The 11,310-nt window shown below is 38.4% G+C and carries 14 protein-coding genes; 4 read left to right on the top strand and 10 right to left on the bottom strand.

Going from position 1 to position 11,310, the window contains the following annotated elements:
- Nucleotides 1-181: 181 nt before the first annotated feature.
- The 10 genes from D5018_RS09330 to D5018_RS09285 all read right to left on the bottom strand — a co-directional run bounded on the left by D5018_RS09330 (nt 182) and on the right by D5018_RS09285 (nt 7,633).
- On the bottom strand, nt 182-1,369 hold the full coding sequence (locus D5018_RS09330) for a hypothetical protein (protein ID WP_121838740.1): 1,188 nt from the start codon (nt 1,367-1,369) through the stop codon (nt 182-184).
- A 128-nt stretch (nt 1,370-1,497) separates the two neighbouring features.
- Nucleotides 1,498-1,950, bottom strand: a complete 453-nt coding sequence (gene rplI / locus D5018_RS09325; protein WP_121838739.1) for a 50S ribosomal protein L9 — start codon at nt 1,948-1,950, stop codon at nt 1,498-1,500.
- 27 nt (nt 1,951-1,977) lie between these two features.
- On the bottom strand, nt 1,978-2,205 hold the full coding sequence (rpsR, locus tag D5018_RS09320; protein WP_025009344.1) for a 30S ribosomal protein S18: 228 nt from the start codon (nt 2,203-2,205) through the stop codon (nt 1,978-1,980).
- A 12-nt stretch (nt 2,206-2,217) separates the two neighbouring features.
- The gene (gene priB, locus D5018_RS09315) at nt 2,218-2,523 is read right to left on the bottom strand and encodes a primosomal replication protein N (RefSeq protein WP_121838738.1); all 306 of its coding nucleotides are present in this window, start codon (nt 2,521-2,523) and stop codon (nt 2,218-2,220) included.
- A gap of 8 nt (nt 2,524-2,531) precedes the next feature.
- The gene (rpsF, locus tag D5018_RS09310; RefSeq protein ID WP_121838737.1) at nt 2,532-2,933 is read right to left on the bottom strand and encodes a 30S ribosomal protein S6; all 402 of its coding nucleotides are present in this window, start codon (nt 2,931-2,933) and stop codon (nt 2,532-2,534) included.
- Between the two features lie 167 nt (nt 2,934-3,100).
- Nucleotides 3,101-3,559 (bottom strand): hypothetical protein, encoded by a 459-nt coding sequence (locus D5018_RS09305; protein WP_121838736.1) that lies wholly within the window; start codon nt 3,557-3,559, stop codon nt 3,101-3,103.
- Nucleotides 3,560-3,770: 211 nt separating this feature from the next.
- Nucleotides 3,771-4,301 carry a hypothetical protein gene (locus D5018_RS09300; RefSeq protein WP_121838735.1) on the bottom strand — a complete coding sequence of 177 codons (531 nt, stop codon included), beginning with the start codon at nt 4,299-4,301 and terminating at the stop codon, nt 3,771-3,773.
- 106 nt (nt 4,302-4,407) lie between these two features.
- Complete coding sequence (locus D5018_RS09295) at nt 4,408-5,331, bottom strand: hypothetical protein (RefSeq protein WP_121838734.1); 924 nt, start codon at nt 5,329-5,331, stop codon at nt 4,408-4,410.
- A 136-nt stretch (nt 5,332-5,467) separates the two neighbouring features.
- Nucleotides 5,468-6,217: a 23S rRNA (guanosine(2251)-2'-O)-methyltransferase RlmB gene (gene rlmB, locus D5018_RS09290; protein WP_121838733.1), complete on the bottom strand. Its 750-nt coding sequence runs from the start codon at nt 6,215-6,217 to the stop codon at nt 5,468-5,470.
- Between the two features lie 162 nt (nt 6,218-6,379).
- Nucleotides 6,380-7,633, bottom strand: a complete 1,254-nt coding sequence (locus tag D5018_RS09285; RefSeq protein WP_121838732.1) for a protein-tyrosine phosphatase family protein — start codon at nt 7,631-7,633, stop codon at nt 6,380-6,382.
- Between the two features lie 398 nt (nt 7,634-8,031).
- Between D5018_RS09285 and D5018_RS09280 the strand changes: the two genes are divergently transcribed.
- The 4 genes from D5018_RS09280 to D5018_RS09265 all read left to right on the top strand — a co-directional run bounded on the left by D5018_RS09280 (nt 8,032) and on the right by D5018_RS09265 (nt 11,303).
- Nucleotides 8,032-8,931, top strand: coding sequence for a hypothetical protein (locus D5018_RS09280; protein ID WP_121838731.1), 900 nt, complete (start codon nt 8,032-8,034; stop codon nt 8,929-8,931).
- A gap of 328 nt (nt 8,932-9,259) precedes the next feature.
- Nucleotides 9,260-9,580, top strand: a complete 321-nt coding sequence (locus D5018_RS09275; protein ID WP_121838730.1) for a hypothetical protein — start codon at nt 9,260-9,262, stop codon at nt 9,578-9,580.
- A 147-nt stretch (nt 9,581-9,727) separates the two neighbouring features.
- Nucleotides 9,728-10,165: a hypothetical protein gene (locus D5018_RS09270; protein ID WP_121838729.1), complete on the top strand. Its 438-nt coding sequence runs from the start codon at nt 9,728-9,730 to the stop codon at nt 10,163-10,165.
- A gap of 241 nt (nt 10,166-10,406) precedes the next feature.
- Nucleotides 10,407-11,303 carry a hypothetical protein gene (locus tag D5018_RS09265; RefSeq protein ID WP_121838728.1) on the top strand — a complete coding sequence of 299 codons (897 nt, stop codon included), beginning with the start codon at nt 10,407-10,409 and terminating at the stop codon, nt 11,301-11,303.
- Nucleotides 11,304-11,310 lie beyond the last annotated feature (7 nt).

Genomic DNA, 11,310 nt, shown 5'->3' with positions numbered 1-11,310 from the left:
GGACAAACCCTAGTAGCACCACCTTTTATTCGTGCTCTCTGATGATACAGAAACAAACAGAATGAGACGATAATACGACAAATTTATTACAAAGGTTTTAAAAACTTGAGAAATCTTACAGCACAACATTCTATAAAATCAAAGTTTTATAGTTTTTGTCTCAATTTATTAAACAATCTTATTATATAAGACACTTTACAACCTGAAACTCTTCATCAGTAACATTGCTCATCACTAAAACAACTTGAGTGTTCGGAGTGTTTTTAGGGAGTTCTGATAAAAACAATTCTTGAATATGTAATGAATTGTTCTCTCCTAAATATTTTTCAATTTGTTCCCCGATTATTAGATAGATATTTTTCACTTTAGATTGCTTTAAAGCATCGAGCCATTGGACTGGCGGACTACAAACAAGGTAGAGATTCTTTAAATCATCTTTGCATAGTATTGTAAAAGCATTAAGTTCAGTTAGTTCTACGTTCCGCCACGCCTTTTTTTTGCCAAGGCCGTAGTCTGTTGTGGTCAACTGCAAAGAAGTTGAAGCTTCAATCAGAGAAGCAGACATCATTCCTTTACCCGCACACAATTCAACTATGGGTCGGTCAAACTTACTCAGTAGTATTGCCAATTCATCAGCAAAGCATTTTGAAGAAAACGTGAAAATACCCAGCTCGCGGTGAAGATGAAGCAACAGTTTGTAAAAGCATTGAATTTCAACTGGCTCAGTTAATTCATAATGTGAACATCCATGAGGACAATTAATCCACTTACCAACTATGCTGGTTTTTTGCGCTAAATCATAAAATCCATTAAAAGAATCTGGAATGTCACACAAAACCATTGCTTTAATGTTATCCAGATGCAGTGATAACACAGAGTAATCCAAATTTGATATTACTTTGCTTTCCAAAAGCTCTCTGAGTTCAACTACGGCATGTGAAAACATTGTCCAAAATTTTTTATGGTCTTGAATCAGGAGATCTTCTAAGGTGATGTTTTTACTTAACAAATTTTCGATTAACCATTGCCGTTGCTCACTAAGTATCGGTATTTGTTTGTAGCAGCGCTCAACAATAATTAACTTCTCAAGCGATTCAACCAAATCTTCAATGGTCTTAACATAAAATTGCACTTGCTCTGTCAGTAATATTTGAACTTCATATTTCTGCTCTATGCTATTGGTACCTTCTTGTGGTCCAATTGAAGGATGAGAATGAAACTCTTGGTTTTTCTGCGTTTGTTGGGGATTACCTTCTGATTGGCTAAAGCATTGCCCTTCTTTTGGTTCAAAAAGCGCTACAACTTCTTGAGACTGTTCAGGTAAAACTTGGGGTTGCACATTACTTGAGCCGAGAATCTCTGAAGTCATAATCATTCGACTGAGTTAATGATTTTTGACAAAATAACAAATTCATTCTTCATTATTAGTTAAATTTCGTTAATCTCAGGCATAAAAAAGCCCCGACTATGTCGAGGCCTTTAAAGTAAAGCTAATTATTAGTCTTCAGCAACAACTGAAACTTTAACGATAGCTTTAACTTCAGTGTGAAGTTGAACGTCAATTTCGAACTCACCAGTGTGACGTAGCGCACCGTGTGGGAGACGAACTTCAGCTTTAGCCAGTTCAACACCAGCAGCAGTAACTGCATCAGCGATATCGCGAGTACCGATAGAACCGAATAGTTTACCTTCTTCACCCGCTTTAGAAGCGATAACAACAGCTTCTAGAGCAGCTAGCTTTTCAGCGCGCTCATTAGCTACTGCTAATTCACCAGCAAGTTTAGCTTCAAGCTCTTGACGACGCTCTTCGAAGAATTTTTCGTTTTCTTCGTTAGCAACAACTGCTTTACCTTGAGGTAAAAGGAAGTTACGAGCATAACCAGCTTTAACTGATACTTTGTCACCTAGGTTACCTAGGTTAGCAATTTTATCTAGTAGAATTACGTACATTATCAAATCCTCTATATTTGACTGCTATTACTGATGTAGATCAGTGTATGGCAGTAGAGAAAGATAACGAGCACGCTTGATAGCGCGAGCTAGTTGGCGTTGATATTTAGCACTAGTACCAGTGATACGGCTAGGAACGATCTTACCGCTTTCAGTGATGTAGTTCTTTAAAGTGGCAATATCTTTGTAATCAATTTCTGTCACACCTTCAGCAGTGAAACGACAGAACTTACGACGACGGAAATAACGTGCCATATTGACAGTCTCCTAAGTTTTCAATTCGACTTGTTCGGCATGAAGTACGGTCTTTTGTTGACCATTGCGACTGGTTTGTAATGAAATAAAACCGTCGACTTTAACTTCCATGCCAGCTTCTAAACTTTCAGCGATGAGCGCAAAACGCTCGCCACTTAAAACCACCTTCATTTGCAGATAAATGTTACGGAGCATATCGGCTTCATAACGCTGCGATTTGTGTTCCAACAGAAACACCCAATGTGGAATACCTGATGGACTCTTTAAGCGTTTCAAGCGAGCAATTTCACCTGATAGGCTTAAGTGGTTAGTGGTCACTTAGAAAGTTACTCAGCGGCTGCTTCAGCGCTTTCTTTGGTTTCACTTGCTGGCTTTTCTGCAGCTGGAGCACGACGAGAATCACGCTCTTCTTTTGCTTTAGCCATTGGTGAAGCTTCAGTCACAGCATGCTTAGTACGCATTACCATGCTACGCAGTACAGCGTCGTTGAAACGGAAAGCTGTTTCTAGTTCTTCAATCGCTTCTGCAGTTGCTTCAACGTTCATAAGAACGTAGTGTGCTTTGTGCAGCTCAAGAATTGGGTAAGCCAATTGACGACGGCCCCAATCTTCTAGGCGGTGAACGGTACCGTTTGCAGCGGTGATAACACCGGTGTAACGCTCAATCATACCTTGAACTTGTTCACTTTGATCTGGGTGAACCATAAATACGATTTCGTAATGACGCATTTATTGCTCCTTACGGTTAATTAGCCTCTTGTTGGGATCAGTCAAACCAGTTTGAGGCAAGGAACGGATTATTTGGACTGAATTAGGCGCGAGATAATACAGAAACCCAGTCAAAAATACAAGGATAAAAATAATTCTTGAGGTCTTCTCAGATGCTTAGATAAGAGTTACTGAGTTATTGGAGGATCAAAAAGAATACCGGCATCCGCCCATAAACTTTCATGTTGAGGTCTGTAACTTTGCTGGATAAAAAGAATCGCACTGTCATCGGTCACCTGAACATACTCTATCGTCCATCTGGAGTCATCACAAGAACCGTTCTTACAACCCCATTGACCCACTTTCATGCGGGTTAATAGCTTTAATTCAATGTCATTACTTATCCCCAAATCATTTTCTAACACATCTTTTGGCAATATTAGCTTTAAACATTCGAACTCGTCTTTATCCCCTAAGCAGGTTTGTCCCTCTGGTGAAGTCCAAGAATAACTACTATTCCAGTGCACATCGATATCAGAAATTTTATATTTTTTTAAAGGGTTAAACATTGCTTTTAAATTCAATTGCTCACTTAATTGACTTGCAGCACTTTGAGCTATCTGAGCAGTTTGAAGATTAGAAAGCACTGGAGGGTTTCTGAAGCAAATGATCTAAAGCATGTTAATGCCAGCGGCATCAATAGCATTGGAACAAAAAGATATTCTCTAGACATATTCACCTCATGACTTTTCCTCGAACCTATAACAATTCACCATTGAGGTGTAATATTCATTTTTTATATCTCATTTAAGATAGAGCTAATCCTGTTGTAGCTATTGGATATTTTTTGATAACGAACTAGTTGACCAATGGCGGTAGAAATTCAATACCCGCAGGGAACCAAAACTGATTGGAGGTGTTACTGTCGCCATACAAATCAACGCTACCATCATTCACCTGAACATAGGCGATACGCCAAACTGGGACACCTTTTATCTCTTCATCAACCGATTGAGAGAATCGAGTATTTAACAGCAGCTTGAAATCAGTATCATTGGTAATATTAAGGCGTTGTTTTAACGTGTCTTTTGAAAACTCTAATTCACTGCATGCTTGAGTAACGCTAGGTGAAGATTGGCAAACCTGTCCATCAGGCGTCTTCCAGTCGTGCAGACTACTTTTCCAATCAATACCTTTTAAATCCTTAAAAATATAGGTTTTCAGGGGGTTGTATATCGGAGAAAGGGTTAAATCCTTTCGCAACTGGCTAATAAGTCCTTGTGTAATTTGAGCCGTCAGTTGATTCGACATCGAAGGCGTGGGTGCGGAGTAAACCGAAAAAGTATGACTCAATAACAAGATAAACAACAAACTTTTTTTAGTTAACATTCTCATTTTCACCTCGCTTACTTGTTCCAATTACTCCAAATTACAATGAGTCTTCATTGTGGTGAAAGATTTATTTTTTATATCTGATTCTAGAGTGGTTACTTCCTCAAAAGCTCAAAAGAGCCGAATACGCAACAACCAATTGACTCAGTTGCCGTTTAGCTTGTTCGATCTCTAGGCTATAATTACCATTTTTTTGATTTTGAATAAGAAAGTCGACGGTATCTTTCTGCTTAAAGCAGCTATTCAGCACTTCAGCTATTTTTCTCTGAATTTTTGAATAGTTTTCAGGCAGTAACACATTTTCAGGTGTGAGCTTTATATCACCCAGTTCATATTCTCCCTTTTTCAAACATTCGTAGAGCATACGGGCAGAAATCGGTTGTTTACGACCTTTGATAAACACAGGATCTCGCAATGAATAGTTTGAAGCACTATCTCGTAAAACCGTTGGAAAGCCCTGCTGGTCAAGCTGATTTAATGCTTTAACTAGATCTTCAAGAGTCTGATCTTTATTCATTTTAACTCGCATTACAATTTCAGCAGTAACGCTTATGCCCACCGCTAATACGATACCTCCAACGACACCGCCCGCCCAAGCAATCCCGCCGACAGCCACACCACTAAGGCCACATATTTCCGTTGGATAAAATATCATACCAACGGTAGTAACCAGCCCTCCCCATATAGGACAACCGATTGATGTGCCATAGGTACAGACACAGAGATCTTGATCCCCAAAAAAAGTATGTCGTTGATAATTTGACAAAGCTAAGCTGTATGCATGAAGTCCGCGAGGTAATTTATCATCCTGAGTCGGCTGCTGACTAATGACAGGGCTTTTGGTATCTGTACCTGAAAATTGGGCAAATGGAGAAAAAGGAGCAATTTGTGTAGCGTCATACTTTTTTTGAGTTGAACCAGCAAAAAAAAGATGTTGTTTTGCTTCCGAGTCAGATACAGCTAATCGTTTGTCTGCTGAGGTCAGTCTTAAAAAGTCACAACATATATTATATAAAGCTTGAGCCATAACGTTACGCCCAGTGAACCTTGATTCACTGGAATACCAAACAGCTTGGAAATCAATGTGTAGTTAAAGTTAATTCACTAAAAATTATGAAACTTTTTTTCAACTAGTGACTCAAACGCGCGCTTGAACGCTCATATTACTCAATTGCCGCTTGTCTTTGCCTTACTGCTTCAAACAAGCAAATACCCGTCGCCACCGACACATTCAAACTCGAAACCGTTCCCGCCATAGGGATCGAAATCAAACTGTCACACGCTTCACGAGTTAAACGACGTAAACCTTTACCTTCAGCGCCCATAGCAATGGCTAACGCACCTTTCATATCGGCATGATAAATATCGCTATCCGCTTCACCAGCGGTACCTAAAATCCAAACGCCTTGTTGCTGAATATGGCGCATAGTTCGGGCAAGGTTAGTCACCTGAAACACTGGTACCACTTCTGCCGCTCCGCATGCGACTTTACTCACTGTTGAAGTTATAGAAACAGAGTTGTCTTTTGGAATAATAATACCGTGTACACCAGCGGCATCTGCATTCCTTAAACAAGCACCAAGGTTATGAGGATCGGTGACACCGTCTAAAATCAATAAGAAAGGCTGCTCGGTTTTCTCAAGCAATATATCGAGGTCTTTTTCAATTAACGCTTTTGCAGGTTTAACCCTTACAACGATACCTTGATGTTGATGAGATTGCGCTTTGTCATCTAGCACTTTACGGGATGCACGCTGCAAAGTAATACCAAAGTTTTGGGCCAATTTAATCACTTTGTGCAAGCGATCATCGTCACGACCTTGTAGTAGCCAAAGCTCTAATACACGTTCAGGGGATTGTTTTAACAAGGATTCGACGGCATGAAGGCCGTACATGATTTCAGACTTTTTCATAAAAAATCGCTGCACTCAAAAAGAATGCAGCGATTGTAGTGTTTTTTTACTCGAATACCAAACGAAGTAACGACAGATTTGTATGTCGGTCAACGAAGTAACGACAGGTTTGTATATCGGTCAACGAAGTAACAACAGGAGTGTATCTCAGTCAACACATCTCTATTTTTTTTTCTTGCTATTAGTTAGACTATTCTTTTCTGCTTCAACAACCCACAAATATACAGTTCTCATTATTAATTCAAACTGATTTTGGGTCTGAACGCTTGATGGCCCTCGTTGGTAGCGAAGTTTCATCACGGTTTTGAAAACAATCTCTTGATAATTTTCACGATTAATTTCACCGTTCTCGAACTTACGATGAAGCTCTAATCCAGCGCAAAGGGTCATCGTTCTTCCAACCCCAGCACGGCAATGAATGATAAAGTTTTGATATTTATACTTCGCTAACTCTTTTATTAACTCGTCAAATTCTTCAGTTGAAACGGCACCGTGATCTCGCCATATTTTGCAATGAAATCTTCTGATTAGCTTGACTTCACGATTAAATGTCACTTTATACACACTGGTGCTTCTAACCTTTGATTCCGTAGGTTCAGTAGCAAGTTTTACAATCAGCTCAGGAGAAACTTTGTGATCTTTATTAGAAGGTTGGTCAATTTCATCATGAGCATTCTTCGGCTTTACACCAAAAGAGAAAGCAACTTGCGAATCCATGGCCTTTTCCCTTTCTTTCCTGGTTGCCTTTGCTTTCACATTTTTAGGAAGTGGGTAGTAAGGAACACAATCTTTGTCCCCCTTTTGTGTTAAGTCGATAATTATGTCGGTATTATTTTGCATCGCCATCAACCAGAAATGTGCTGCTTCCTCTTTATTAATAGGATACTGTGTAGCAATGTGCTTTTGTTGATCGAGCAAATCAACATAATTAGAATGCATTGCATTTTGTTTTATATCAAAACCATCAACACTATTTAATATCACATGAGTTTTAAGGGAACAGCTAATATCTGTGAATCGAGCAAATGGAGGATTTGGCAGGCAAACTTCCAATTGTTCCCTTTCACCAGATGCTTGGCGAACTAGATAACTAGTTACATCAGTGAGGTTCTCAAACAGCACTTTGATTCTTGGCTGTGTTGGCTCAAAATTTTTGGCTCCCCCACTTGTTTTGTAATTTTTAAATAGATCACTACCGACCATGTCTTCTGTAGTTAAAGGGAGCTGTAAAGATTTGAACTCTGGTTCTTCCGAATTTTGACGATGATATTTGACTAGTCCTGCGTGGCTCTCATTCTGTTCGCTGCATTGATTAACATCATGCTCAAATAATTTTTCATCCCTCTGCGAAGGTTCATCAGCAGAATCCAAACGTTCAGTAAGAGGAGTTAAATTCGGTGGCACCCTTGAAGCCATAACACATCCTATTTATAACATTTCAATAAACCTATACAAAAAGTTTATGTTACAAATATGGAAGTACAACTTAACAATTATTAATAAATAGTTAAAAGGCTGTGTCAGGGTCTGTTGAACCAGCTTATAACCATGCTAACCAGCAAAGTATATTGCGAAGGTGATTGAACCATGTTTGGACTTCGGTCGCATCTTAAAGACTGAATAACACCATCAATAAAATCTAAGTAATTCTCTTCGTTAATTTCGTGGTTTTGAAATTTCACTTTCACTAACTTTCGCACTCAATACTATGCCCTCAGCTTTAAGATTAACAATAAAAAATATGATGTAAATGTTTTACTAATTAATGATCAACTAGAGTTTTACATATTCTGTTTGGAAAAAGTAGTATTCATATGGCAACTCAATTCTCTCCCAATACACCTAACTTTACTGCTATTGTCGAGCAGTGTCCCGAATTAAGTGAATTAGCCAAAAAAGAAAGACACAACGCTGTAGTTACTGGTGTTTTTGACTCCCACGTAGAATTTGAACATAGTGATGCAACAAGCTGCACTTTTCGTTATCACGTGTCCTCAAAACAACTCTGCATGAATGGATATAACGAATCTAATCTAAAACTCAGCGAGTTTCATACCTATTCATCGGCCATAGAAATGAATGTTGATCGCCAGCGAGTCAGATTTTTCTTACACCGAAATAAAACAACCCCATTAGTGCTACTTTGCGATGCAGGATCTCATTATATTGATGATAGCAATTTATGTCTAAGTGATTCATTCGATTCTAATCGTCTTGACACCTTTCACTCCCCTGTACACTTAACTTCATCAAACACAATCTCCGAGAAAAAATCTTGGAATAGAAAAGTCCAGTGTGAACTCACATTAATAGGCAATTCAGATAAAGAGCTTGCCCATAAAGGCGACATTACCTTTGTCTATTGTTTAAATACATATCTATGGGGTGGTACTAGCATGGATGGAATATGGTTCCCTGATATGAGTCAACATAGAAGTCATTCAGCCGGATATCGGTATGAAGAAAAATGGTTTAAAGAGGGATATGCCAAACTTCAAAATCAATGGCTGACAGCCGACGATGAGGTATATCACGACCATCGAACACAAATAAAGGATTTCCTCACATCACATTGCAGTCATTGCCAAATAATTCTCAAGAGATATAGTGCTCTTAATCAGTTTCATAAGGAACTAGAGGATGCATACCAAAGACTATCTGAACAAGAGGAGCAAGATTTAGTTATTCGTTTTAAGGTAAATTTGAGAGTATAAATGAAGAAATCAAACAGCCAACCAATATTTACAAACGCTCTGGCCATGAATAGCTTACATCTCAAAAAATATCTAAATTAACAGCACTGTAAATACAATTTACTGTTTTTATTTAAATCAGATTGTTAGAAACTATGAAGGGCAGTTTTTCAACTACCCTTTAGTAATCAAAACACAGAGGTAAAATTATGAGCATTGTCCTTCATAGTTTTCAATAATTCAGTTACGCAAAGCTAAGGTTAACTAAATAAAACGTGGTGTAAACTATCTGTTAATGCTCATTAGCTAAAGTTAATTACACCTATATGACAAACAGCAGAGCCAACTCATGGCAATGACATCTGTAACTCACGAAGCTCTGAATAATTTAGATGATCCAAAATTTATGGCGTCTTTATCTGAAGGTGCAAGGCAAGCAGCAGAGCAACTATCTGGAATATTAGAAACAGGAAGAATTAACGCCCAGTATACAGGTGTATTTGAACGAGAAGTAACACAAACAAGTGCAAATTCCGCAAGCTGTACATTTTGCTATCGAGTATCTTCACACCAACTCTCTATGAATGGTTATGACAGCAACGATAGAATAGTTGCTGGTTTTCATGAAAAATCCACAGCCATTCAAATCAAAGTCGATAAAAAAACGTAACGCTTCTTTCTTCAGAGAACGAATGAGGGTGAACCGCTTTTACTTCTTTGTGATGCTCAATCTCATGGCTATTCAAAAAATTTTGCATATGATGAAAAGGCATGCTTTAACTCTCAGGTTCTTCCTACGTTTCACTCTCATAATACTTTGGTTTCATCCAGTCAAAGTCAAACAGAACAGCCATGGCAAAATAAAGTCGAATGCGTACTTGCCTTAAAAGATAGTCAAGGAAAAGTTTTAGCGTACAAAGCCAACATTGGTTTTCGACAACTCACAGATACTGTTTTATATGGCGCCAATGCGATGGATGGATTTTGGTCGATAGATGTCTTTGACCATCGGCCACACGATTCTAATTTAAAGAATTCAACTAGTGACTTTGGAGAGATAGTCGAAAAAATCCAAAGTGGCCAAATGACAGATGAGGAATATCTGAGCCCACGCTGCAAAATTTGCAAGGAAGAAATCGAACAAAACAAGCAGCTTATGCATTTTTTTGACACTGTAAACGCTCAGTATAAATTGCTGGCTTCTCAACCTGAGCAAGACGTGTTTATCGACTTAACTGTTAAATTAAAATCATAAGAAAAAAATTAAACCGCTAACCAATATTCAAAATGTTGGCTGTTTAAATTTATAGCTCCTTCCTTGGTTTTAGCCATACTCAATACTCTCAATGAATGAATTTAACCAAGCGTATCAATCCACCTATATCCCCGATAAAATAATAGTTCTTTATTAACAATATTAAACAATAACTCAATCTTTAGTTAATGGCCGTTTATTACAATTAATTTAAATATCTAGATTAGATTGAGATTCTAATATGGCATCTGTATCTGACTTAACAACACTAACTAGTTCACCAGCATATCAACAGCTGACACAAACGGATAAAGACGCTTGTATGGCTTTCTTGCAATTAGAAGCTATTGCTAAGAAGGAAAGGCAGCCCAAAATTGTTTCTGGTGTTTTGGATTTTAGAGTGAGGGAAGTAGAAAGCACCCAAACAAGCTGCCAATTTCTTTATGTTGTATCTTCAAAACAGTTGACGATGAATGGGTACCCTCGTGGAAATAAACTAAGAGATTTTCATGAAACATCAACAGCGATAGAAATGCATGTTGATGGAAAGCCAATACGCTTTTTCTTAAAGCGAGGTAACGGTATTCCACTTCTGCTTCTTTGTGACGGGAAAACCCACGGTTATATGGAGGGTAAATGTGTATCTTTTTCAAATGATAAATATAATACTGATGAGAACCCAGTTTTTCCTTCTTCTTACCACCTTACCTCTGGCTCACCTATTCAGAAGGGTTTGGCTTGGCATCAAAAAATAACATGTAATCTCAAGTTAACTCGTGCAAATGGAGAGGTTTTAGTAAGTGAAAACAACATTGGCTTTAAACTTCAAACTGACACTTACTTATGGGGTGGAACTTCAATGGATGGATTTTGGGATGCAAGCTTGGGTTCGCACTTGAGCCATGCACCAGCAGGAACGAGTAGAGACCCTGCATTCCGAAAAGTAGTCGAACAATGTAATGACGATCTACTCGATGAGACAGAATACCTCAATTCACATTGCCGTATCTGCAAAAGTCAAAACGATCAGCATGAGGTCGTAAAACAATTCCATCAAAAACTAGACACTGCATTTAAAAAGCTTTCTGAAGAGCCAAAGCAAACTGTTTTCATCGATTTGGCAGTAAGGTTGAGCTAAGCGACCT

The sequence above is a fragment of the Parashewanella curva genome, from assembly GCF_003675895.1.
GTDB lineage: Bacteria > Pseudomonadota > Gammaproteobacteria > Enterobacterales > Shewanellaceae > Parashewanella > Parashewanella curva.
This window is presented reverse-complemented; position numbering and strand designations above follow the sequence as displayed.

Excerpts from the sequence above, each read along its gene's own strand:
- D5018_RS09330 (WP_121838740.1), bottom strand. The coding sequence starts at position 1,369 with ATGACTTCAGAGATTCTCGGCTCAAGTAATGTGCAACCCCAAGTTTTA.
- rplI (WP_121838739.1), bottom strand. The coding sequence starts at position 1,950 with ATGTACGTAATTCTACTAGATAAAATTGCTAACCTAGGTAACCTAGGT.
- rpsR (WP_025009344.1), bottom strand. The coding sequence starts at position 2,205 with ATGGCACGTTATTTCCGTCGTCGTAAGTTCTGTCGTTTCACTGCTGAA.
- rpsF (WP_121838737.1), bottom strand. The coding sequence starts at position 2,933 with ATGCGTCATTACGAAATCGTATTTATGGTTCACCCAGATCAAAGTGAA.
- D5018_RS09300 (WP_121838735.1), bottom strand. The coding sequence starts at position 4,301 with ATGTTAACTAAAAAAAGTTTGTTGTTTATCTTGTTATTGAGTCATACT.
- D5018_RS09295 (WP_121838734.1), bottom strand. The coding sequence starts at position 5,331 with ATGGCTCAAGCTTTATATAATATATGTTGTGACTTTTTAAGACTGACC.
- rlmB (WP_121838733.1), bottom strand. The coding sequence starts at position 6,217 with ATGAAAAAGTCTGAAATCATGTACGGCCTTCATGCCGTCGAATCCTTG.
- D5018_RS09285 (WP_121838732.1), bottom strand. The coding sequence starts at position 7,633 with ATGGCTTCAAGGGTGCCACCGAATTTAACTCCTCTTACTGAACGTTTG.
- D5018_RS09280 (WP_121838731.1), top strand. The coding sequence starts at position 8,032 with ATGGCAACTCAATTCTCTCCCAATACACCTAACTTTACTGCTATTGTC.
- D5018_RS09275 (WP_121838730.1), top strand. The coding sequence starts at position 9,260 with ATGGCAATGACATCTGTAACTCACGAAGCTCTGAATAATTTAGATGAT.
- D5018_RS09265 (WP_121838728.1), top strand. The coding sequence starts at position 10,407 with ATGGCATCTGTATCTGACTTAACAACACTAACTAGTTCACCAGCATAT.